This window comes from Brevibacillus schisleri, from assembly GCF_055685845.1.
Genome location: NZ_JBVNDM010000001.1, coordinates 5,406,727 through 5,429,697, shown reverse-complemented (window position 1 = coordinate 5,429,697; position 22,971 = coordinate 5,406,727). Strand labels below are relative to the sequence as shown.

Here is a 22,971-nt window from a genome sequence, read left to right as displayed (position 1 = left end):
CATGTGAGGAGTGGTAATGATCGTGCTGTCATTTATTCATACAGCGGATGTCCATCTGGATGCGCCGCTTCAAATGTTGGGGGAGCGATACGAGCTGCGTCAGGATGATTTTCGTCAAACGATGAAGAGAATCCGTGACCTCGTTCGGGAAAAGGAAGCAGACTTCTGGCTCATTGCTGGAGATTTGCTGGAATACCACGGGGGGAGACGATCCACTGCCTTATTTTTACGTGATCTTTTTGCCAGCATCGCACCAATCCCTGTCGTGATCGCACCTGGCAATCACGATCCGTGGCGAGCGGATTCGTTTTATCAAACATTGGAATGGTCGGGGAACGTCTACTGGTTTACACCCGAGTGGGGGGTGTATGAATTTCCCGAAAAGTCGTGCGTGATTTACGGCTGGGGCTTCGGGCAGCCACATGTGTACGAGTCGCCACTCGATACATTTCCAGGAAAATTGGAAGGGTATACCCATCATCTGATGGTTCTGCATGCCAGTGTGCTTTCCAATTCAGGAGAAGGAGAGCATCATCCGTATGCGCCTGTCACCTTGCAGCAGCTTGTACAGACGGGAATGGATTATGTTGCGATGGGACACATTCACAAGCCGGAATCATTCATGCATCCTGTCAAAAAACAACCGTTCGCAGCTTACCCAGGCTCTCCAGAAGGATTGACGAGCAAAGAAGCGGGAGAACGACATGTTTTGTATGGAGAGCTGGATCATGATGGTAGGTTGCAGCTCACGGCGATTCCTGTCCAGTCACGCAAAATTCAAAAGCTGGAAATCAAAGCGAATGGAGTCGAAACAACTGAGCAGCTCATTGATCGAATGGAGCAGCAACTCATGGAGGAAAACGACTCCGATATGATGTACATCACGCTGATAGGGGAGCGAGCAGCCTATTTTCAACCTCCCTTGTCCGTCCTTCAACAGCGATTTTCCCGATTTTTTTTGTTGCAGCTGACAGACCAGACCTGGCCTGATGTGGATGAGGACAAGCTGATCGCAGATGGTGGCGTTTGGGGGAGATGGCTTTCCAAACTGGCAGAGGCGGAGTCCCGTGCGCAAAATGAGGACGAGCGAGAAATCGTCAGGCTAGCCAAACAAGAGGCTCTGGCGCGGATCGGAGGGACCATTCGATGAAAATAGAGGAGTTAGTGCTGGGGAGCTTCGGAAAATGGCAGGATGCTTCCTTTCGTTTTGCTCCGGGCATCAATCTGTTTTATGCTCCCAATGAGTCAGGAAAATCAACCATCCTACAAGGTATTTTCGCTGCCCTATATGGAATGAAACGCGATTACGTCAAAACGGCGCGATACTTGCCTGAATATGAAAAGTACCGTCCGTGGCAGAGTGGCTCATATGAAACGATCATTACGTACAAATTAGCGGGCAAAACCTATCGTCTGCACCGTCAATTGACGAAGGAAAGGGAGGAGGCACGCCTCTTTTTGGACCCGGAATGGACGGAGCTGACTGATCTTTATTTGGAAGACAGGCGCAAGGAACGGAATTTTATTGAAAAGCATACGGGCCTTACACGAAGTCTATTTACGGATTTGACGTGGATCAGGAGGGAACCGCTTCAAGCGGCTGAGCATTTGATTCCGACTTTTACGACTGCGGAAGAAGCCAATCCGGCTGTCCAACAAATTTTGGTGGAGCTGGATCGAGAGCTTACCCTCATCGGGAAAAAAGAACGGGCCGAAAATACGCTTTTGGGAAAAGCCGCTACGAAGGTGGCACAAAAAGAGCAGGAGAAAGAAAACGCAAAAGCAGCTTGGCGTACAATCAGCCAACTGACGCTGCATATAGCGGAAGCGAAAGAAGAATGCCAGCAATTAGAGCTGCGGCGAATCCGATTGCAGCAGCATCTGGAGCGTTCGATTGGACAAGCAAAGGCGTTGCAGGAACGCTGGCAACGCAGCCATGCTCCTGTCAGTCAACAAGACTGGGAGTGGTGGGAGCAAACAGCTCATTCAGAGGGCGAGTTGGCCATTCATCAAGAGGCAAGACGAGGTCTCACGCAGGTAAACATGCCGACGGTAGCGGTACAACAGATGGATGACCAGCTTATCCCCTTGCAGCACGATTATGAAAAAGGGACACAATTGCTCAAACAGCGAGAAGCACTGCATATTCGTTTGGCGACATTGGCGGTATCTGCCCTTTCTACAAGTCCGCGAAGATCAGCATCACGCAGCACCCGACAAGACAATGAGGCAAAAAGGAGACGGGGAGCTGCCCTTATGTGGGGCGGCGCAGGGATATTGTCTGTTCTCGGGTTAATCGGCTTCGTGAGTGGACATCCCATTCTGGGAGGGATTTCTGCGACTGTCGCTTTGTTGCTGTTTGGTTTTGGGGTTTTCTTGCTGCGAGCAGGCGGGAGTAAGGGCGAAGTCAAACAGACAGCAGATCAAGCTGCGGTACAGGATAGTCAAAGGGTACAAGAAGAGATCGCTTCCATCGATGCGGAGGTCGCCACACTTGTTCAGAGATGGGGTGCGAGTAATTGGGATACATTTTTGGAAAAACGGGAAGGGCTACTGAAAAGCACAAACAAGCAACAATCTGAGCAGTTTCTATCGGAAATGGCGAAAACGAAGCAGGAAGCTGATCTGTCTGCAAGCTGGGGTGAGGCACTTCGCAACTTGCTGGATCAGGAAAAAAACGTGCTTGAAACCGAGCAAGGAAAATTACGTATCGAGATGGCAGGGATTGAGGAGAGACTACAGGAGCTGCGGGAACAAATGGCAAGAGGAAGTGGGGAGATGGCGGTTCACGAGAGCCTGTCATTATCTCGCGCAACGGATGAGCTTGAGGAAGCGCAGGCAGCACTTCGTCAGCTGCAAAATAAGCGGGATGCCCTTCAGCTGGCTCGGGAAATGCTGCAGGAGGCAGTAGGAGAATGGCGGCGAGATAGCACACCCGCTGTGAATCAGCAGGCTTCGGAAATCATCGAGCATATTACAGGGGGAGCGTATCGGGATGTCAGACTCGATCCCCGTGACGGATTTGCCGTTCGTTTGCTTGCGCCGACCAAACAAATGGTGCTCGAGCAGGACCAATGCTCCACTGGGACCATCGATCAGCTTTACCTTGCCCAGCGTTTGGCCTTGGTGCATCATGCCAAGCAGTCGGAGCCATTGCCTCTCTTTTTCGATGATCATTTTGTCCATTATGATGAAGAACGCCTTTGTCGAACGCTTGACTATGTCACAATGCTGGCACAAGAACATCAAGTGTTTCTCTTCACCTGTCATGAGCGAGAGCTACGCATGCTTGCGCCATTGCTTCGCCAAGAGGAGGGCCATGCCGTTCACCGAATCGGGTAATTGTTTCCGGGGCAGGAAAGAGGTTGCCCCTCCGAAATCCAACCTCTATAATGGAAATTGTTATTGTCTTGTACCATGATGTCACATGAGGAGTGAGCCCTATGACGCAACGCAAGCCGGAGTGGCTCAAGATCAACCTTGTTTCAGGATCAGAACTAGCCAGCTTTAAAGAGCTTAAGCAAACCATGCGCACGAAGACGCTACATACCGTTTGTGAAGAAGCAAAATGCCCCAACATTCATGAATGCTGGGCAAGCGGTACAGCAACTTTCATGATTTTGGGTGATATATGTACCCGTGCCTGTCGGTTTTGTGCAGTAAAAACGGGATTACCGACGGAACTGGATACAGCTGAACCGGAACGTGTAGCAGAAGCAGCCGAACAAATGCGTTTGAAGCATGTCGTTGTTACTTCCGTTGCTCGTGATGATTTGGCAGATGGAGGCGCACAGATTTTTGCCGATACGATTCGTGCGATTCGTCGTCGACTGCCGTTTGCTTCCGTAGAAGTATTGATTCCCGATTTTATGGGGAACTGGGATGCGTTAAAAGTGGTCATGGACGCAAAGCCTGACGTACTCAACCACAACATTGAGGCGGTTCGCCGGATGTCAGATCGCGTACGGGCAAGAGCCAAATACGATCGGACGCTGGAACTGTTGAAAAAGGCGAAGGAATTCCAGCCGAGCATTCCGACGAAGTCCAGTCTGATGATTGGTGTAGGCGAGACGATGGAGGAAATCATCGAAACGATGGATGACCTGCGTTCTGTCGATGTCAACATCATGACGATTGGTCAGTATTTGCAACCGACCAAGAAGCATTTGAAAGTAGAAAAGTTTTACCATCCAGAGGAATTTGCTCGCTTGAAGGACGAAGGCATGAACCGTGGTTTTAGCCACGTGGAGTCAGGACCATTGGTGCGCAGTTCGTATCACGCTCACGAGCAGGCGAGTGCGGCGAAGGAAACGATTGCAAAAGAATCCATGCCGAAAGCGCAATAATAAGTAACCCCCTCAACCGCCCATAAGAGCGTTGAGGGGGTTTTTTTACTACTTGGGGGAGAGGGCTTTTAGCGGCTGGTTGTTGTCTTCACGTTATGGGATGTTCCGCCCATACGCTTGACGAGCGTGTCAATGCTTTTCGCATCTTCTGTACGCGCTGTACTCACATTGCTGGAGCGACTTGCTACACGAGCGATTTCTTGAATGTCATTCGGATTATCGGTGACATACACTTTGTAATAGCGTGGTGAAACCGATTCGGCGTTCATTCTTGCCTGTTTTTTCGCTGTGCGCGCATCTGCTCCTTGTGTATGCAAGCCTACAAAAACTTCTTTGTCCGTTACCAAGACGGTAGAACGCTGTACGCCAGGGCAGCTAGCAGTGACATTCCCTACAGCTTTTGCCAATGCTTCACGGTCTACATAGACGTTTGTTACACTGGCAGTTCTCATATGCTGACGGTCAGTCTGCACATAACCCATGTGTGGCATTCCAGTTTGCATGACACCTGCTCCACCGCGGTTTGTACCATGCTGCTGGTAAATGGAATGGTTTGTACCAGTTGGCGCATTGTAAACACCCGTTGTACCCATACCAGCTTTATGATCCGTAAAGGCATTGTACGGTCTCATTCCACTTGTGTAGGCGTTGTAGTTGTTTACATGTGGGTAAGTACCGTTTGGATATGCACCATAGTTATTCCCAGCATTGTTGGTCAGTCCCATGCCATTACGAACATGAAGTCCATCACGAGTGCCGTCGTAGTTGCGGACGTGGAGCCCGTCGAAACTAGTGGTTCCAGCACCAGTGTAATTACGGGTATGATGATACCCGTCAATGTTCGTCGAGCGCATGCCATCGTAGTTACGGACGTGCATTCCATCAAAATTTCGGACGTGCGGAGCAGACTGGTTCGACATCGTCTTGTTCGGATGCGTGTAATTAGGCGCAGCATTATTTGCACAACCAGAAGCCAACAGCACAATACCTGCAATTGCAGGATACAACCATGTCTTTTTCAATGGTAACACCCCCTACACGATAGAATGTCCAAAGGCACAGGTCAGTTATCGTGGGAAATTTAGCTCATGTTGCGTGAAATATGATAAGATGGACGTAGTATACATGCGTAAGGAGGAAGCGAGTTTGATTCGCACGCAAGCCGGTACTTATGAAGTCATGGAAGTAAATCGAGACGGCTGGAACCTTGAGGCGTTCAAGGAGCGCTATAGCGACATCCTCGACAAGTACGATTATATTGTAGGGGACTGGGGCTATGGTCAGCTTCGTCTTCGTGGGTTTTATATTGACGCTAATCGCAAAGTACCGTTCGAGCAGCGGATCGCCGCTTTGGATGAGTACCTGCATGAGTTCTGCAATTTTGGTTGTCCGTACTTCGTTTTGCGCAAGGTAAAAGCAAACGTTGGCAATGGTGACGACCAAAGCGGGCAAGACGAAGCTGGTTTTGATGCCATCATTGATATTCGTCAGGACATTCCTCGTGAAGAGGGTGGCTCTTCGCCTTATGTAGAACGAAAAGAACGTAGACGTTATCACCCGCGTCAAAATAAACAGGATCGCCAGAACAATGCTGGCGCCGATCGCAATGGGGCAGGGAGAAACGAACGTGGGGAGAAGCCAAAGTTCCAAAAGGATCGCCCTGATAAAAATGGCAAGGATTCCAACTCACGAGAGCGCCGTCCCAATCAATTCAAACCCAATCGCGAACGCGATAAAGTCCCAACAGGACCAAATACACCAAAGCGTGAATCCTAAAAATGAATCAGAATAACCGAAGCATAAAGAAGAGCCCTGGATGTCAGGGCTCTTTTCGTTTTTCGATCTAAAAACCACCGAGTCCGCCAAAACCACCGGGTCCACCGATACCACCGATACCGCCGGGTCCACCGAAGCCGCCGGGTCCACCGAAGCCGCCGGGTCCACCGAAACCACCGGGTCCACCGAAGCCACCGGGTCCACCAAAGCCACCGGGACCCCAACCAGGCCAGCCCCATGTGGGCCAATAACCAGGCCAGCAAGTACTGCATCCCCACCAAGGATATGGCTGTGGGACGACAACGACCTCAGGACCGCGTCTTCTACGGAAAAAGACTGGATGAGCCTGATCTTCTGGAATGTATTGAAAATCCTGGCCTGATGAGTAATAAGGTGGTTGATCATATTGTGCAGGAACAAATTGGTTTTGATCGTATTCGTTTTGATCATATTGAACTTGATCGTATTGGTTTTGGTCATAAGAACTTTGCTCATAAGAGCTTTGGTCGTATGGATAAGATTGCATGATGCGATTCGCACTCCTCTCGTTATCTGTCTGTGCATCTGTGCAGTAGCAGTATACGAGGCATACGCCTGTAAGGAGCATTGTCCAGCAGGAAATGGGCGGAGGTTATCAATAAAAAAAGGAAGAGCCCGCAATGGCTCCTCCTTTGGTGAATTAAATGGCTGCTTCCAAAAATGCTTTCAATTCTTCGGCTTCACTCTCATTCAAGTTGAACGCGAATTCCAGATAGCCTTCTTCTTCCAGATCATCATGTCCAATAATCGCGGAGCGTCCATTTTGAATGTTGATGACAATCGCCTTCCCATAAAAACGGTTGGTCGTTGTAATCGCGAGGTCAAAACGCGTAGCTTCGCCCGTGAAGCTGACAAAGCGCGTTCGAGTATCTTCGGCTTCGTCGTACAAGTAGAACAAATCATTTGCCATGTAAGTGTCCCTCTACTTCCATAAAAGATTTGGTTTGTGTTCGGTATTGTGTACAGCGCGGACAAAGCGAATGGTTTTGGTTTTGGCACGCATGACGATCGAATGTGTTTCCACCATATCATCGCCGAGGTAGCGTACACCTTGCAACAGCTCTCCATCAGAAACGCCTGTTGCCGCAAAAATGGCGTCGTCCCCTTTGACCAGATCGTTTAGCGTCAAGAGCTGCTCTGGATTATCGAGCCCCATTTTGATGCAACGCTCGCGTTCGCTATCGTTTTGTGGCTTGAGCTGGGCTTGCATGTCGCCACCCAGGCACTTGATCGCTGCGGCACTGATTACGCCCTCTGGCGCACCACCGATCCCCAAGAACAGGTCAATCCCTGTATGCGGCAGACAGGCAGCAATCGCTGCACCCACATCGCCATCTCCAAAAAGCTTCACGCGCGCACCCTTTTCACGAATGGCATCAATAATCGACTGATGGCGGTCACGTTCCTGAATAATGACCGTCACATCTTGTACGCGCTTGTTGTTTGCTTTTGCTACAACCTCTATCATTTTATCCACGGGATCGTAAAGGTTGATTTGTCCGGCAGCACGTTTGCCGACGGCCATTTTCATCATGTACATGTCTGGTGCATGCAACAGGGTGCCACGGTCCCCGATAGCGATAACAGACATGGCATTGTTGTGACCCTTGGCGACAATCGTCGTTCCTTCAAGCGGGTCAACCGCCACATCTACCTCAGGCCCGTCTGCTTCCTGGTTACCGAGCTTTTCACCGATATAGAGCATGGGGGCCTCATCCAGTTCACCTTCGCCAATGACGACAGTACCCCTCATGTTGATCGTGTCAAACATGGCGCGCATGGCGCTGGTCGCTGCTCCGTCTGCTTCATTCTTTTTCCCGCGTCCCATCCAGTGAGAAGAGGCGAGTGCAGCCATTTCCGTTACCCGCACAATTTCCAGTGCCAATTCGCGTTCCACAGTGTGTTCCTCCCCTTATGCTTGCCGACAAAAATTCACCCCATCATTGTAACATAAAGTGAACATCAAAAAGTCGTCTTTTCAGCACCGAGAAAGTTGAAGGTGAACGCCACTTTCGATGTCGGATAATCCCTTAGTACAACTGCGTGATCAAAAGACGAACGTGATTCGTGACAGGTCGTACAAATTTGGTATACTGAGGGATGAAAAGAGGTGAAACCGGTGAGCAATTCCTATTTGCAGGAAGGGGAATTGGTGCTTCTCGTCCTGGTGCTAACATTTGTGTTTACTGTTTACTACTCAAAACGCAAATCAAAAAAGCGAAAGTAAGGAGAAATATATGTACGACGTGAATACAAAACGAATCGACCAAGTATTGGAACATATGTCTCGTATGCTGGATCTGTTGAACAAGCTCAGTGAACGAGGAGCCAAAGAGGTTTTGGCAGATGAAGTAGCTGTTGCTGCGATGGAGCGAGCCCTGCACTTGTCTATCGAAGGAATAGTGGATGTCGGAAACGCGCTGATCGATGGATTCATTATGCGAGATCCGGGAAGTTACAGCGACATCGTGGAAATTTTGCGGGATGAGCAAGTTATCACGGATGAACAGGCTTTGATCCTGACACGTGTAACTGATTTCCGCAAGCATCTGGTCAATGATTATACAAGTGTGCCGATCAATGAGATGTACAGTCTAGTAGAAGAAGCGACCAGTACTATTCGTCAGTTTGAGCCACAGGTAAGAGCCTTCTTGAAAAAAGAACTTTTTTAAAAAGTCGTTTTTAGTCTATCGCCATGTAGCGGATATTTTATACAAAAGACTTTCGTTTGTTTACTAAAACGTCTTCATCCACTACAATAGGTAGAAAGGACGGTGATACGTATGACAAACGAAGGAACGTCCACTCGTGATCAAATCCTGCACATGCTCAAGGTCAAAGGTTCACTCCCTGTCAGCGACATGGCCGTCGAGCTGGGGATTACTGAAATGGCGGTACGGCGTCATTTGAACACCCTGGAGAGAGATAATTTGATCAAGTCTACGCTTGTTCGCCAAGCGATGGGACGCCCAACGAATGTTTATTCATTGTCGCAGGAAGCAGACGAACTGTTCCCGCGCAATTATTCTCATTTGACATTAGATTTTTTACAAGACATAAAAGAAATCGACGGTTTGTCCAAAATAGAAATGCTATTTAGACGCCGCGAGAATCGCTTGGAAGAGACTTATCGCTCCTACATGCAAGGCGACCTGGAAAATCGTGTAGCCAAGTTGGCCGAGCTGCAAAACGATAAAGGCTACATGGTGGAATGGGAAAAGGACGAAAACGGAGACGGCTACCGGATTCAGGAGTTCAATTGCCCAATCTCACAAGTAGCCCGTGAATTCAACCAAGCGTGTAGCTGTGAGCTTTCCTTGTTCCGTCGGGTTTTGAAAGCCAATGTGGAGCAAACCACGTGCATGGCAAAAGGCGGAGACAAATGCGTGTTTCACATCAAGGAAGCGAAATAAAATAGTCATAACGAAGGTCCACTCGAGTCGGGGTGGATTTTTTCTTTTGTTTACAACCGACTATTCTAAATAAGAACGATGCAGGCACAGGATTCGGTTAACGTCCTGTGCTTTTTTCTATACTCAGGCAGGTATTAAGTACCTTTTTTTCTTCATTCTAGAAATCTTAATGTTGGTTTAACGTTTTCTTTATGTTGGACATTTACTATTTATCATGTAAAAAACAACAAAACACACAAAAAAAAACAGGAAGGCGGAGTTTTAACAGGGTAAAACTGGTAAACCGGACAGAAAAACAGATGAGGAGAGATCCGTAATGAAAAAAATGGTATCAAGTATAGCTGCTTCTGCCATCTTGTTGGGTGGAATCCTGCCAGTCGTTGATTTTGCTCATGCAAAAGACAAAATTCCTGAGAAAAAGATGACGATGACATTTGACGTGATCAGTGATATCCAGGGAGACCTCCGAGATTTTAGTCACGTTTTGCAAGACATCAATGAGGAAAATCCAAAATCCAAAGCGCTGATCATTAACGGTGACATTACTCCTCGCGGTTACGATTTTGAATATCAAGCTGTACAAGATGTGCTCGATAAAAATCCTCATCCCGAAAACGTGTGGTCCAGCATCGGCAATCATGAGTTTTATGTGCCGAAGTGGAAGAATCCCCAAACGCTTGCACAAAGTTCATGGCCAAACGGCACAACGGAAGAAGAGCTGTTCGATAACTTTTACCAATTCAGTGGAGAAGACAAAGTCTATCACCAAAAAGAAATCGATGGATATCCTTTCCTCTTCCTCGGCACAGAAAAATACATGAAATACCACGATCCAAAATTGTGGGATGAAGTATACATGAGCGACGAGCAACTGGATTGGCTGAAAGATAATCTGAAGCGTTATACCAAGAAGGACAAGAATAAGCCCATTTTTGTATTCTCCCACCATGTGCTCCCGGACAGTATCTCCGGCTCCAGACAAAGTCCATACACGAACGATTACCTGGATGTGGACAAGCTTCTTGACATCTTGAAAGACTATCCGCAAGTTGTTTTCTTTTCGAGCCACACTCATTGGGATCTGAACCTGCCGGATTGGGCAGGCAAAAAGAAAGTCAAAGGCGGAGACAAACGCGGCTTTACCGTTGTAAACACGGCCGGCATTGAAACGGGATGGATGTCAGCAGGTCCAGACGGGGGCGAAAAAGTCACGCCGGATGGAGGAGCTTTCAAGCAAGGACTACGCTTGCAGGTGTACGGTAATGATGTCGTCATCCAAGCGTATGACTACCAACACGACAAAGTAATTAAGCAGCTCAGCATCCGTTATGGAAAAATCGAGCAGTTGCCACCGGATGTACAGGCGGATGATGAGAATAATGTGCTTGTGAACGCGACGGAATACATGGAGTACGCAGTTGGCAAGCAAAAAAACTGGCGGGATTATGATCCCGAAAATCCACCGACATTTCCAGGATACCAGAACGTGTATGTCCGTCATAAAGGGGAAATGAACCTGGAAGCCGGCACGCCAGTCATGGTCAAATTCAAGAAATAACGGGACTTCCGTACATTGTTCGTGATAAGAGGGCCGATGGGTCCTAAACAAAAAGCAGGAAGCGGTGGATGCCGTTTCCTGTTTTTTGCGATAGGAAGGAGGAAGGATTACACTAAGAGGGGAGAGCCTGTTCAACCGGCTTAGGACAACAGATGGGAGTTGGAACAACGTGAAACCATATAAAGGCTATTTGCTTGATCTGGATGGGACGATTTATCGGGGAAAAGAAGCGATTCCGGGCGCAGCAGCATTCATCACCCACTTGAAAACTCATCAGATTCCGTATTTGTTCCTGACAAATAATTCATCAGCCTCTGCACAGCACGTCGCAGAACGGCTGGTAGCAATGGGCATAGAAGCACAGGCTCGGGACGTGTATACCACGAGCATGGCGACCGCTACCTATTTACAAGAGCATGCACCAGCGGGTACACGCGTCTACGTGATTGGAGAGGCGGGCTTGCATGATCAGCTGACGAATGCAGGCTATGTGATTACCGATGAAGATCCGGCTTATGTCATTGTCGGGATTGATCGTGCTTTTACGTATGAAAAGCTTGCGATTGCCGCACGCGCTATCCGTGCAGGAGCAACTTTTCTCGCTACAAATGCAGATGCTGCCCTGCCGACAGATGCCGGTCTGTTCCCCGGCAATGGTTCACTGGTGGCAGCCGTCTCCGTTGCCTCCGCTACCAAACCAATCGTGATTGGCAAACCAGAGTCCATTATCGTCAGGTACGCACTGGATCAGCTTGGTACTGCTGTGGCTGACACGCTGATCGTCGGGGACAATCTATATACGGACATTGAGGCAGGTGCCAACAGCGGCTTGGACAGCTTGCTCGTTTTGACAGGCTATTCCACGCGCGAAGAAGCAGAACAGCATCATGCTGCTCCTACCCATATCGCGGAAGATTTGCCGGAATGGCAGCAGCGAATCTCACTATGATTCAGCGCATTCTTCCTGCTGCTTCTGGCGGTGGGCAATGCGGCTGGAGGCGGCGGCTGCGACCGCACCAACAAGATCGTCCAAAAAAGTATGGACACCATTACGCTTGTCGTTGAGATCGGCGAGTTTGCCGTGCTTCAGCTTGTCTACATAACCGAAGTTGGTGAATCCGATGCTTCCGTACAGGTTGACGATGGCGAGGGCGAGTACCTCGTCTATGCCGTATAGCGGCTCGTCTGTTTCAATAATCGCCTGGAGCGGGGGAAGCAGCTGCTTTTGTTCAGCGAGGATATCGAGCTGAATCCCGGTCAGCAACGCGTTTTGGACTTCGCGTTTTTTCAAGACGGACGACACACTGTCGAGACACATGTCCAAGGTGATGTCCGGGATATATTTTGACTGTAGGAACATGACAATTTCAGCAATGTCGTTCATGCTGACTCCTCGTTTTTCCAACAGCTCAAGAACGAAATCTAGACAACTCTCACTATTTAGTGGATGCTCACTCATGCTTGTCGCTCCTCCTTTTCCGCATGAATGCATCTAGTATCTGCATACAGATAGGCACCTATCCCGATCTACCGACATACAATGCCAGAAGAGCAGTATGCAAGGAGGGTGAACAGCTGTATGGAAGAAAAAGAGCTTCTTCAGGAGAAGTACGGTTTTGAACTCCAGGGATATCGTACGACGGGGGCAAGCAAGGTACTGGAAACCGATCGAGGCCTTTACTACATGTTCGAGGCGCCAGCCGGATATAAATACAAAAGCAAATTTATTGAGAAAGTAAAACAGCATTTGAGTCAACAGCAAAACATTCGCTTGTTAAAGCTGGTGAACACAACAAGCGGGCAGGCTCACATCGTTGATGATGAGCAGCTTTACTATTTATACAGGGGCGTGCGAGAGACGGTTCCTGAAAATCCCTATTATGCCGGTGGGCAGTCGCTCGCAAAGTTCCATCTGGCCACGAGTGATTTTTCATCTGACAAGATGTTTATCCCCTACAGTTCCCTTGGCAACTGGCCGAGCACGTGGCACAAAAAGCTGCGGAATTTTCATGAGTACCGGGATGAAATGGATGAGGAAAATGTAGAGCTCGCGCCAATGGATGAATATTTGTTGACCTGCTTCACGTACATTACTCAGCTCGGGGAATTGTCCGTTCAATATTTGTTGGATGCTGGTTACGATAAAGTCGTGAAGGAAACTGCTAGTCTCGGGAAAGTAGCCTACCAAAATTTTGATCAAGGGTATATGCTATGGAAAGAGAAGGATGTACGTCTAGTGGCAGGCGAATGGAACTGGGTTCTTGATATGCGTACGCGAGATGTGGGGCAGTGGATCAAAGCCGAGACAAAGCGAAATGGCTGGAATGAAGAGGCTGTGTCCAGCTTTCTCGACGGCTACAACAGCGTCTCTGCTCTGTTGCCAGATGAATATGCCGTGATTTATGCGCTCATGCTCTACCCAGGCAGGTTTTTGAAGCTCGTGGAGACTTATATGGAGTTGCCGGTAGAAGAGCGCCAGGAAGTCAACCTCCAAGCATGGCAAACGCAGTTGGAAGACGAGCTAACCAAAATGGAAGACGGACTTCGAAAGTACCCGCTATTCATTGCTGAGCGTTATGACGTATCCATTCCACAAATTGATTGGTTGTGGAGGAAAAAAGATGATCAAGCAACAAGTTTTCGTTACGAGGAAACTCAATCCTGAAGTGATCGCGATGCTTGAAAAAGTAGCCGAGGTCGAGCAATGGACAAAAAATGCGCCGATCCCGCGTGAATTGTTGCTGGAAAAGATTAAACATGTAGATGCCGTCTTGACCATGCTGACAGAACGAGTGGACGAAGAATTTTTGGCGAGTACAAAACGACTCCGTATCGTGGCGAACATGGCGGTCGGTTACGACAATATCGATTTGGAAGCGTGCAGACGACACGAGGTCATCGTAACCAACACGCCAGATGTCCTGACAGAGTCTACTGCCGATTTGTCCTTCGCTTTATTGATGGCGACAGGCCGCCGCTTGACGGAAGCCAACCGATTTTTATTGCAGGGGGAATGGACATCGTGGAGTCCGACCCTCATGGCTGGGCAAAATGTATATGGTTCGACTCTGGGGATTATCGGGATGGGGCGAATTGGGGAAGCTGTGGCAAGACGCGCCAAAGGATTTGGCATGCGAATCCTGTATCACAACCGGAATCGCAAACCGCAGGCTGAGCAAGAGACAGGAGCACAGTATGCTGATTTGGCGGAGCTTCTGCAAGAGTCCGATTACGTCGTTCTGCTTACACCGTTGACAGAGGACACACGCATGTTAATGGGGGAAAAACAGTTTTCGCTCATGAAAGAAACCGCTGTTTTCATCAATGTTTCTCGTGGTGGGACAGTCGATGAGTCCGCACTGTATCAGGCGTTGGTAGATAAAAAAATTTGGGCGGCCGGACTGGACGTTTTTGCGGTCGAGCCAGTCCCGATGGATAACCCGCTCTTGCAACTGCCGAATGTAGTCGCATTGCCACATATCGGTAGTGCAACTGTACAAACAAGGGCGGAGATGGCGAGGTTGGCTGCTGCTAATATCGTAGCGGTGTTAAGTGGAAGGGGACCACTGACTGCCGTATGAACACGTTCTTTGTTTTGATTACAGGACTCTTCGTGCTGCTCTTGATTGCAGCAGTAGCCGTTTCGTTTCACGTAACCTGGCGCTTGACGCATCCTGTAAGAAAACCGATTCACATGGAACCCCGAGATTTTGGAATCGAACAGGTGGAGCCCGTTGTTTTTTCAAGCAGGGAAACAAAGATTTCGTTGGCTGGTTGGTACGTGTCGGCAGAAAAAAATGGGCAGGTTTCGAATGGAAGTACGCTGGTCTTTGCTCACGGCTATAGTCAAAACAGATTAGAGCCACATCTGCCAGCGTTGTCTCTGGCTGCAAGACTGGTTCAGGCTGGTTTTGATGTATTGATGTTCGATTTTCGCAATGCAGGGGAGTCCAGCAAAGCACTGACTACGATTGGTCTTCGAGAACAGCAAGACCTCCTTGGGGCCATCGATTTTGTAGCAGCGAAGAAGCTCGAGCACAGACTTGGTCTCGTCGGATTTTCCATGGGGGCGGCAACCTCTTTGATGGTTGGCGGAGTAGATGAACGCGTCACAGCGATTGTAGCAGATTCACCATTCTATTCCTTGCGTGAGTACTTGGCTGAGAACTTGCCGCAGTGGACGGGCCTGCCCCGGTTTCCGTTCAACTGGCTCATCCTTACCTTGTGTCCAGTTTTGCTAGGAGCCAACCCGCGGGACGTCAATCCGTATCAGGCAGTCCAGCAAGCGAACAAACCGATTCTTTTTATACACGGGACAGGCGATACGACGATCCCGCTTGTTAACAGCGAACGACTTTTTGAGCTGACCCAAGACGACAATTCCGAGATTTGGATCGTACCGCGAGCGGGCCACGTCCGCAGTTATGCGTTAGTTCCTGAAGAGTATGAGAATCGTGTCATTGCCTTTTTGGAAAAAGGAATGGGAAAGGGAAAATGAAAAAAGCAGCTACGCGGTTGCTGTAGCTGCTTTCATGTCGATGTGACTGGATTAGAATACTTGTTGAACTTCTTTGATGCCTGGGATTTCTTCCACCAGTGCACGCTCGATTCCTGCTTTCAGGGTGATGGTAGAGGAAGGGCAGCTACCGCAAGCACCCATCAGGCGCAGCTTCACGATGCCATCTTCTACATCAACGAGTTGTACGTCTCCGCCGTCACGTTGCAGGTAAGGACGCAGTTTATCGAGAACTTCTTGTACTTGATCCATGATATCCATGTTACATTCACTCCTTTCCAACCTCTCCTTTATTATAATCATACCATGGTGAGAAATCCATGGCTTACATGCCCTGTTGACACTTTGAAATTCAGCTGGCAAACCGAAGTTTAGTAGCATGGACTTTTTGTAATCTTTGCATGTTATAATGAAAAAGAAAGAAGCAAGTACTTCAATATAAGGAGTCAGATCTTCGTGAACGTATTTCGCAATGTAAAGGAACTGATTGGTAATACGCCGATCGTCGAAATTACTCAATTTGAGCTTCCAGAGGGTGTCCGCTTGTTCGCCAAGCTGGAGTATTTTAACCCAGGAGGCAGCGTAAAAGACAGACTCGGCATAGAGTTGATTCGTGCCGCAGAGGAAAACGGTCAGTTGGCCCCAGGTGGTACTATTATCGAACCGACAGCAGGTAATACAGGAATTGGTGTAGCGCTGGCCGCTGTAGGAACAGGTTATAAAGTCATCTTCTGCGTACCAGCGAAGTTTTCCGAGGAAAAGCAAGAGCTGATGCGTGCCCTAGGAGCAGAAGTCGTCAATACACCGACAGAGCTAGGGATTAAGGGTGCAATCGCAAAGGCAAAAGAACTCGCAGAATCCATTCCAGGTGCTTTTGTTCCACAGCAATTTGCTAACCCGGCGAATCCAGACGCACACTACAAAACAACAGGTCCAGAAATTTGGAGTCAAATGGACGGACAAGTAAATGTATTTGTGGCAGGCGCTGGTTCTGGCGGTACTTTCATGGGTGCAGCTCGCTACTTGAAGGAACAAAATCCAAACGTAAAAACGGTCATTGTCGAGCCAGAAGGTTCCATCTTGAATGGGGGAGAATCTGGCCCGCATAAAACAGAGGGGATCGGCATGGAGTTTTTGCCTCCATTCATGGATACGAGCTACTTCAATGCCATTCACACGATTCTCGATGTGGAAGCATTCGATCTGGTCAAGCAGCTGGCTGCCAAGGAAGGCTTGCTCGTAGGCAGCTCCTCAGGTGCAGCTATGGCAGCGGCACTGCGCGAAGCAAGAGAAGCAGCTCCAGGGACAAATATCGTTACACTGTTTGCCGACGGCAGCGAACGTTATCTAAGCAAGAAAATTTACCAGGGGGGAATTTAAGATGCGCATCAAAACTCGTCTGATCCACGGCGGAATCGATGGAGATCCACATACAGGAGCCGTATCCGTTCCAATTTACCAGGTAAGTACGTATAAACAGGAAGCCATTGGCGTCCACAAAGGCTTCGAATATTCCCGTACAGGGAACCCGACCCGCCACGCATTGGAAACATACATCGCAGAAATCGAAGGCGGCGCACGCGGCTTTGCATTTGGTTCTGGGATGGCGGCACTTTCTACCATCCTTTCCATGTTCAATAAAGGTGACCATCTCGTGGTAGGTGACGATGTATACGGTGGTACTTACCGCGTCGTTACACGTGTATTCTCCCGTATGGGTCTGGAAGCAACCTATGTAGATACGAGTGATCTGGCAGCAGTAGAGGCGGCAATTCGCCCGGAAACCAAAGCAATCATTATGGAAACACCGACAAATCCACTGCTGAAAGTAAGCGACATCAGCGCGTTGGCAGGAATCGCGAAAGCAAAAGGCGTGCTGCTCGTAGTAGACAACACGTTCATGACGCCATACTGGCAAAATCCGCTGGATCTCGGTGCTGACATCGTGTTCCATAGCGCAACGAAATATTTGGGCGGACACAGCGACGTAGTAGCTGGTCTGGTTGTAGCAAAAGATGCGCAAGTGGGCGAAGACCTCCATTTTGTGCAAAATGCAATTGGCGGTGTGCTTGGACCACAAGATTCTTGGCTCTTGCTGCGCGGTATGAAGACGCTGGGAATTCGGATGGAAGAGCATGAACACAACGCTCGTACGCTCGCAAAATGGTTGTCTGAGCGCAGCGACATCAAACGCGTCATTTACCCTGGATTGTCCAGCCATTCCGGTCATGAGCTGATTCAAAAGCAAGCGCGTGGCTTCGGTGGCATGATTTCCTTCGACGTAGGTAGCGCAGAGCGTGCTGACGAAGTGTTGGCAAAGGTTAAATACTACACGCTGGCAGAATCGCTGGGTGCAGTGGAGAGCTTGATCAGCGTACCTGCACGTATGACACATGCTTCTATCCCGGCAGAACGCCGTGCTGAGCTGGGTATTACAGATGGCTTGGTGCGCATCTCTGTTGGTATTGAAGATGTTCAGGACTTGATCGAGGATCTGGACCAAGCATTGTCCTAAGCTAGCTGACCCGGGGGAGGGCGGATATAGTGACTGTCGATATCAAGGTTTTTGGGACAGAGCAATTGTGCGCGAGTTGCGTCAATTTGCCATCTGCAAAGGAAACAGCCGAATGGCTGGAGGCGGCACTCTCTCGCAAGTATGGGAGTGAAAGCATCCGCATCGTTTATAGCGACTTTCAACAGCCGCAGACAGACGATGACAAAAGCTGGGCGAATCGCATTATCGAGGAAGATTTATGGTATCCGCTTGTCGTAATTTCCGGGGAAATTGTCGGTGAGGGAAATCCGAAATTAAAGGATATCTATGAAAAGCTGGAGAGCATGGGCTTGCAGCCGATTGCTTCGACAGCAGAAGCCGAATAAACGCATAGAGGGAACGACAATCACTTTTTAAAGCGACCAGATGCATGAGCCTGGTCGCTTTTTTCAATTGCGTATGGGACTGGAGCCGCGATCTCATCCACCAAAAGCAAAAAATCGTAGATGCCGTCTATCAGGCGGTCAGACAGCAATATCAAAAGTGTGCTGGATAACGTCAAGTAACGTACTGTTTACTTTTTGTATATCATTCGTAAACATTCTGTAACGAAATAGAGCAGGCCTCATCCTATAGTAGTAAATGTAACCAATAACTTACCATCTAGTGGAGGCCATAACGATGAATAAAAAATGGATGAAGCCTGTTACATATTTGCTGCTCGCAGGAGTTGTAGGCGTAGCTGGATTTTCTGCAATGAATACACAAGTAGCTCACGCAGACTCTGAAAAAGGAAAGCTGTTCTCTGCCGCAACTGAATTGAAGCTCGCGAAAAACACCTATGTGATTGATCAAAAAACGGCTGACGTGAACGGCGATAAGAAAGATGACGTCGTATACCTGATTGGCGAAAAAGAAAAAGCGGATGACATCTATTCCTCCAATATGAACATCGTAGTGAAAGACGGAAAATCCGGCGCATATAGCCAAACGGATATCAAAGAGCTGGGCGGCTATGAAGGCGAGCTGACCCTCGTTGACTTCACCGGTGACCATGTTGCGGATGCCTTCGTGAAAACAGCGACTGGCGGAAGCGGCGGTGTTTACAGCCACGTAATCGCTACCTTTGAAAACAATAAGCCAGCCGTGATTTTTGGTGAAAAGGAAAACGAAGGAATCCGTTACGAGGGGAAATTCGTAGATGGCTTTAAAGTAGAGGGCAAAGGCTCCCACCTGGATAAGCCGCTGACGCTTGATGTGAGTGCCAACCAAGATGTATACGTAGCTGCCAAGCTGTATGACAAGGCAGGAAAAGTACAGCAAACAGAAGATGCTGTTTCTGTATTCTCGTATCCATTCGGTTCTTTGACGCCAGTCGATATGGATGCGAACGGTACATTTGAGCTCGTAGGGGAGCAACGACTTGTAGGTATGAACAACACAGATACTGTTTCCCGCATCAACTCCGTTTGGGGCTACCAAGGGGAAGGCAAATGGAATCCATGGGAAGTAGAGTACTCTACTTTCTTGAAAAAGCATCCAGGTGAAGCGATCAACACCATGATTGAAAAGTAATAATAGTAGAGCTTGATCCGCAGCCTCCTTTTCATGACAGAAATGAAAAAGGAGGCTGTTTTTCGTTGCCAGCGAATGGTTCTAGCAACCGACTTTTTCTCATATGGATTTTGGGTACAGGGGTAACCAAAGGAGGAAGAGCGGATGGACCAACCAATTGCTCGCTACTACGAGTTAAAGGAAATTCAAAAGCAGCTAGAGGATGAATTGAACGAGCTGCGGAGTAAACTAATTGAAGCTTACAGCGAAGCCGGCAGCGTAGAGGAAGGCGAATACAAGCTGCAGATCTCTTATCAGGAGCGGCGAGAATACAACGACGATCGCCTTTACAATGCCTTGCCAGATCCTTCGCTTTGGCGCCTCATGTCGAAGGCCGATACCGGGAAAATTTCGAGCTTGCTCAAGCTGAATGTCATTCAAGAGAAGATACTGGCAGACACCTTTGAACCGAAAAAAGTACCTGTTTTACGTGTCCAAAAGCGATAAGCCAGCAAAATCCAGGGAACCGTCAGGATTAATCTTGACGGTTTTTTACGTTCAAACAATTATCTTGTATAATGGAATGATATTGCCAATTTATGAGAGGAGGATCGTGCAGATGAAAGTCTTATTTTGCAGTCAGCCATTTCAAGAAAACAAAGTCGATGAAACCTACGAATATGAGTATACGTGCGCAAAACAACTTGGCTTGGATATTCATCTGATCAGCCTGGAACAACTGATATACCAGAACAACCCGTTAGCGGCTGTGAAACAAATCCAACCCTCTCCTGAAAAAGTTTTGGCTATCTACAGGGGATGGATGCTAAAACCGATCCTGTACCAAAAATTATACGACGCCTTGCTAGCCAAAAATATAGAGTTAATCAATACACCCGAAAAGTACGTGCATTGTCATTACCTGCCTGAATCTTATGAGGTCATCAAAGATTTTACCCCGCTGTCGGTCTGGCTACACAAAGAAGAGATAGACGCGTCATTTGAAAACGTGTATCGGATCGTAAATAGATTTGGACAGGCTCCGATCATGATCAAAGATTATGTGAAATCTCGAAAACACGATTGGAATGAGGCGTGCTATATTCCCAATGCTTCCGATAAAGAAAAGGTACAGCAAGTGACCAGCCGATTTTTGGAGCTGCAACAGGATGAGCTGAATGAGGGGGTCGTCTTTCGAGAATTTGTAAAGCTTCAGTTTTTGACCCATCACTCACAGAGCAACATGCCATTGTCCCAGGAATATCGCGTTTTCTTTTTGGATGGCGAACCCATGTACATGGCAAATTACTGGGAGGAAGGACAATATGACGATACGCCGCCAGACCTCCAGCCATTTTTAGAGGTAGCGAAAAAAATCAAGAGTCGCTTTTTTACTATGGATATCGCCAAGCTGGAAAATGGCTCGTGGACCATCCTCGAGCTAGGGGATGCACAGGTGTCTGCTCTGCCTGAACAGGCTGATAGATGTGAATTTTTCACGAGGTTAAAAAGAAATTTTCTGTAGAAAGAGGGATTTCCCATGAAAATAGGCCTGGCTCAGACGAGGTTCCCCCAATCAGCGGCGGAGGGGCTTGCAATCATTAAGCAGCAGATGATAAATGCTGCGCAAAACAATTGCGATTTGATTTGCTTTCCTGAATCGATGATTCCGGGGCTGCGCGGTGTTGGCTATGAAGTGGAAGCATACGATCATGAGGTACAACGGAGAGCTTTGGAAGAGATTCGTGCTCTGGCGAAGGAACGCCAGCTCGCCGTCATTTTACCGATGGAATGGAAGGATGAGCGCGGCTATCGTCTAGTCGCCTTTGTGGTGGGGAAACAGGGAGAAGATCTTGGGTTGCAAATAAAAAATCAGATCGACCCAGATGAGGATCAGTTTGACTATATTCCGGGCGAAGGGCGGCAAATGTTTACGATAGAGGATGTGGCGTTTGGCATTGTCATTTGCCATGAAGGATGGCGATATCCAGAGACGGTACGGTGGGCGGCACGCCGTGGAGCGAGCATTGTTTTCCATCCGATGTTTACAGGGGAGGTCAGCAATCCCGATTTTTACAACGGGGCGATGGTTTGCCGAAGCTTGGAAAACAATATCTACTTCGCCAGCGTGAACTACGCGATTCCGAATCAACAGGTGACGACGGCTTTGATCTCACCGACCGGGGAACGGCTGTGTGTGGCGGCTTCAGGGGTCGAGGAGCTGCTTGTGTTAGAGATTGATCCTGCGAAAGCAACGCGATTATTGGCCCAGCGATTCCAGCCCGGGTTGGTTGAATAGGAAAAGGTATCTTCTAACCAACCATAAAAAGCTGACGTCCAACCATCCCGATGTCAGCTTTTTTGCCAATCTACATCTTCTTGTCCACATATCGCCCGTACTTGGGGACAGCTACCCGTTCAAACTCCGCAACCAATTGGACCAATCCATCGGCCAATTCCTCGCCATACATAGGTTGACCGTGACCAGTAATTGCATACGCAGGGGCGAGATTGGCAAGCTTTTCGACGGATTGTCGAGCTGCCTGCCAATCAGTTGTCAAATAAACAGGGGGACCGGTCAGTTGCTTTTGCTGAGTCACGACTTGATACAGAGAGTCCTGTTTTACCGTAACAAAAGCGTCCCCTGCGAGGAGAGTTCTGTCTTCATCTCGAAAGAAGGAAATGTGCCCGGGGGAATGTCCAGGTGTATGTATCCAGCGCCATCCAGGCATTCCCGGAACACTCCCGTCTTCGGGCAAAGGATGAACATGGCTACCCAAATCGATTGGTTCATTTGGAAACAACGGGGATATCTTCGCAAGCAGCCCACCTTCAACAGTTCCATCTGGCTCCGGATAGTATGTTTGGCCTGTCAAATAGGGGATTTCAAGCGAATGGGCATAGACGGGCACTCTCCACGCTTTTACGAGCTCGATGACTGCCCCAACATGATCGAAATGACCGTGAGTGAGCAGGATGGCCCTCGGCTTGGCATCCTCACCAAAGCGCTCCTGGGCAATCCCGATGATTTGTTCCGCCGATTGTGGCATCCCCGCATCTACCAGAACCCATGATTTTGCATCTCCGACCAGCACGATGTTCACAATTTGAATGGTGTAGCATTCTACATCTGGTCTGACTGTCTCTTCGACGCCATTACGAAAGGAAGTCATCGGCATGTAATTGTCGGCTAGTGTATCTTTCATATCCTCATATGTGTTGGGTTCCACTAAAAAACCTCCAAGCTGGTTATTCCGGTCTACGATATTATGTGG

Annotated in this window: 25 protein-coding genes; 18 read left to right on the top strand and 7 right to left on the bottom strand. The window is 48.6% G+C overall.

Translation table 11 applies throughout. The features are described 5' to 3' along the window. The first annotated feature begins 22 nt into the window (after positions 1 to 22). The 3 genes from ACUUHJ_RS25825 to lipA all read left to right on the top strand — a co-directional run bounded on the left by ACUUHJ_RS25825 (position 23) and on the right by lipA (position 4,346). A complete protein-coding gene (locus ACUUHJ_RS25825) occupies positions 23 to 1,150 on the top strand; it encodes a metallophosphoesterase family protein (protein ID WP_472300346.1) in 1,128 nt (375 codons plus the stop codon). Continuing rightward, complete coding sequence (locus ACUUHJ_RS25820) at positions 1,147 to 3,342, top strand: ATP-binding protein (RefSeq protein WP_472300345.1); 2,196 nt, start codon at positions 1,147 to 1,149, stop codon at positions 3,340 to 3,342. Before ACUUHJ_RS25825 ends, ACUUHJ_RS25820 begins: the two co-directional genes overlap by 4 nt. A 101-nt stretch (positions 3,343 to 3,443) precedes the next feature. Then, positions 3,444 to 4,346 carry a lipoyl synthase gene (gene lipA / locus ACUUHJ_RS25815; RefSeq protein ID WP_472300344.1) on the top strand — a complete coding sequence of 301 codons (903 nt, stop codon included), beginning with the start codon at positions 3,444 to 3,446 and terminating at the stop codon, positions 4,344 to 4,346. 68 nt (positions 4,347 to 4,414) lie between these two features. On the opposite strand, the gene ACUUHJ_RS25810 is transcribed toward lipA, so the two are convergent. Continuing rightward, positions 4,415 to 5,377 (bottom strand): YhcN/YlaJ family sporulation lipoprotein, encoded by a 963-nt coding sequence (locus ACUUHJ_RS25810; protein ID WP_289674420.1) that lies wholly within the window; start codon positions 5,375 to 5,377, stop codon positions 4,415 to 4,417. Positions 5,378 to 5,456: 79 nt separating this feature from the next. Between ACUUHJ_RS25810 and ACUUHJ_RS25805 the strand changes: the two genes are divergently transcribed. Continuing rightward, the gene (locus ACUUHJ_RS25805; RefSeq protein WP_172141208.1) at positions 5,457 to 6,122 is read left to right on the top strand and encodes a YutD family protein; all 666 of its coding nucleotides are present in this window, start codon (positions 5,457 to 5,459) and stop codon (positions 6,120 to 6,122) included. Between the two features lie 67 nt (positions 6,123 to 6,189). Here the strand turns inward: ACUUHJ_RS25805 and ACUUHJ_RS25800 are convergent, their stop codons facing one another. The 3 genes from ACUUHJ_RS25800 to glpX form a co-directional block, all read right to left on the bottom strand. After that, on the bottom strand, positions 6,190 to 6,648 hold the full coding sequence (locus ACUUHJ_RS25800; RefSeq protein WP_472300342.1) for a hypothetical protein: 459 nt from the start codon (positions 6,646 to 6,648) through the stop codon (positions 6,190 to 6,192). Positions 6,649 to 6,801: 153 nt separating this feature from the next. Next, entirely contained in the window at positions 6,802 to 7,071 is a 270-nt protein-coding gene (locus ACUUHJ_RS25795; protein ID WP_015893034.1) for a DUF3055 domain-containing protein, read from the bottom strand. Positions 7,072 to 7,083: 12 nt separating this feature from the next. Then, positions 7,084 to 8,058: a class II fructose-bisphosphatase gene (gene glpX, locus ACUUHJ_RS25790; protein WP_289674418.1), complete on the bottom strand. Its 975-nt coding sequence runs from the start codon at positions 8,056 to 8,058 to the stop codon at positions 7,084 to 7,086. Positions 8,059 to 8,398: 340 nt separating this feature from the next. On the opposite strand from glpX, the gene hepT reads away from it, so the two are divergent. The 4 genes from hepT to ACUUHJ_RS25770 all read left to right on the top strand — a co-directional run bounded on the left by hepT (position 8,399) and on the right by ACUUHJ_RS25770 (position 12,081). Beyond that, positions 8,399 to 8,833, top strand: coding sequence for a type VII toxin-antitoxin system HepT family RNase toxin (hepT, locus tag ACUUHJ_RS25785; protein ID WP_472300340.1), 435 nt, complete (start codon positions 8,399 to 8,401; stop codon positions 8,831 to 8,833). A 111-nt stretch (positions 8,834 to 8,944) separates the two neighbouring features. After that, entirely contained in the window at positions 8,945 to 9,574 is a 630-nt protein-coding gene (locus ACUUHJ_RS25780; RefSeq protein ID WP_064201373.1) for a helix-turn-helix transcriptional regulator, read from the top strand. Between the two features lie 316 nt (positions 9,575 to 9,890). Continuing rightward, entirely contained in the window at positions 9,891 to 11,132 is a 1,242-nt protein-coding gene (locus ACUUHJ_RS25775) for a DUF4073 domain-containing protein (protein WP_472300339.1), read from the top strand. A 169-nt stretch (positions 11,133 to 11,301) separates the two neighbouring features. Continuing rightward, positions 11,302 to 12,081, top strand: coding sequence for a TIGR01457 family HAD-type hydrolase (locus ACUUHJ_RS25770; RefSeq protein ID WP_472300337.1), 780 nt, complete (start codon positions 11,302 to 11,304; stop codon positions 12,079 to 12,081). Here the strand turns inward: ACUUHJ_RS25770 and ACUUHJ_RS25765 are convergent. Next, the gene (locus tag ACUUHJ_RS25765) at positions 12,076 to 12,591 is read right to left on the bottom strand and encodes a phosphatidylglycerophosphatase A family protein (RefSeq protein ID WP_064201376.1); all 516 of its coding nucleotides are present in this window, start codon (positions 12,589 to 12,591) and stop codon (positions 12,076 to 12,078) included. The genes ACUUHJ_RS25770 and ACUUHJ_RS25765 overlap by 6 nt on opposite strands. A 120-nt stretch (positions 12,592 to 12,711) precedes the next feature. Here ACUUHJ_RS25765 and ACUUHJ_RS25760 point away from each other — a divergent pair, with 120 nt between their 5' ends. Genes ACUUHJ_RS25760 through ACUUHJ_RS25750 form a run of 3 tightly spaced genes read left to right on the top strand, consistent with a single transcriptional unit; the run spans position 12,712 to position 15,630 of the window. Continuing rightward, a complete protein-coding gene (locus ACUUHJ_RS25760) occupies positions 12,712 to 13,797 on the top strand; it encodes a hypothetical protein (protein ID WP_472300335.1) in 1,086 nt (361 codons plus the stop codon). Then, a complete protein-coding gene (locus tag ACUUHJ_RS25755) occupies positions 13,754 to 14,713 on the top strand; it encodes a 2-hydroxyacid dehydrogenase (RefSeq protein WP_472300334.1) in 960 nt (319 codons plus the stop codon). The genes ACUUHJ_RS25760 and ACUUHJ_RS25755 overlap by 44 nt, the downstream gene beginning before the upstream one ends. Next, positions 14,710 to 15,630 (top strand): alpha/beta hydrolase, encoded by a 921-nt coding sequence (locus tag ACUUHJ_RS25750; protein WP_472300332.1) that lies wholly within the window; start codon positions 14,710 to 14,712, stop codon positions 15,628 to 15,630. The genes ACUUHJ_RS25755 and ACUUHJ_RS25750 overlap by 4 nt, the downstream gene beginning before the upstream one ends. A gap of 51 nt (positions 15,631 to 15,681) precedes the next feature. On the opposite strand, the gene ACUUHJ_RS25745 is transcribed toward ACUUHJ_RS25750, so the two are convergent. Beyond that, complete coding sequence (locus tag ACUUHJ_RS25745; protein ID WP_007715787.1) at positions 15,682 to 15,909, bottom strand: NifU family protein; 228 nt, start codon at positions 15,907 to 15,909, stop codon at positions 15,682 to 15,684. Between the two features lie 195 nt (positions 15,910 to 16,104). Between ACUUHJ_RS25745 and ACUUHJ_RS25740 the strand changes: the two genes are divergently transcribed. From ACUUHJ_RS25740 to ACUUHJ_RS25710, 7 genes are all read left to right on the top strand, one after another. Then, a complete protein-coding gene (locus ACUUHJ_RS25740) occupies positions 16,105 to 17,028 on the top strand; it encodes a PLP-dependent cysteine synthase family protein (protein ID WP_015893023.1) in 924 nt (307 codons plus the stop codon). A gap of 1 nt (position 17,029) precedes the next feature. Further along, complete coding sequence (locus ACUUHJ_RS25735) at positions 17,030 to 18,163, top strand: bifunctional cystathionine gamma-lyase/homocysteine desulfhydrase (protein ID WP_015893022.1); 1,134 nt, start codon at positions 17,030 to 17,032, stop codon at positions 18,161 to 18,163. 29 nt (positions 18,164 to 18,192) lie between these two features. Then, entirely contained in the window at positions 18,193 to 18,528 is a 336-nt protein-coding gene (locus tag ACUUHJ_RS25730; protein WP_472300331.1) for a YuzD family protein, read from the top strand. A 295-nt stretch (positions 18,529 to 18,823) separates the two neighbouring features. Beyond that, complete coding sequence (locus ACUUHJ_RS25725; protein WP_472300330.1) at positions 18,824 to 19,717, top strand: hypothetical protein; 894 nt, start codon at positions 18,824 to 18,826, stop codon at positions 19,715 to 19,717. Between the two features lie 144 nt (positions 19,718 to 19,861). Further along, the gene (locus tag ACUUHJ_RS25720; protein WP_289674407.1) at positions 19,862 to 20,203 is read left to right on the top strand and encodes a hypothetical protein; all 342 of its coding nucleotides are present in this window, start codon (positions 19,862 to 19,864) and stop codon (positions 20,201 to 20,203) included. A gap of 112 nt (positions 20,204 to 20,315) precedes the next feature. Then, complete coding sequence (locus ACUUHJ_RS25715; protein WP_472300328.1) at positions 20,316 to 21,221, top strand: ATP-grasp domain-containing protein; 906 nt, start codon at positions 20,316 to 20,318, stop codon at positions 21,219 to 21,221. Between the two features lie 15 nt (positions 21,222 to 21,236). After that, positions 21,237 to 21,995, top strand: a complete 759-nt coding sequence (locus ACUUHJ_RS25710) for a carbon-nitrogen hydrolase family protein (protein WP_199926609.1) — start codon at positions 21,237 to 21,239, stop codon at positions 21,993 to 21,995. A 70-nt stretch (positions 21,996 to 22,065) separates the two neighbouring features. On the opposite strand, the gene ACUUHJ_RS25705 is transcribed toward ACUUHJ_RS25710, so the two are convergent. Beyond that, the gene (locus tag ACUUHJ_RS25705) at positions 22,066 to 22,926 is read right to left on the bottom strand and encodes an MBL fold metallo-hydrolase (protein WP_472300327.1); all 861 of its coding nucleotides are present in this window, start codon (positions 22,924 to 22,926) and stop codon (positions 22,066 to 22,068) included. Positions 22,927 to 22,971 lie beyond the last annotated feature (45 nt).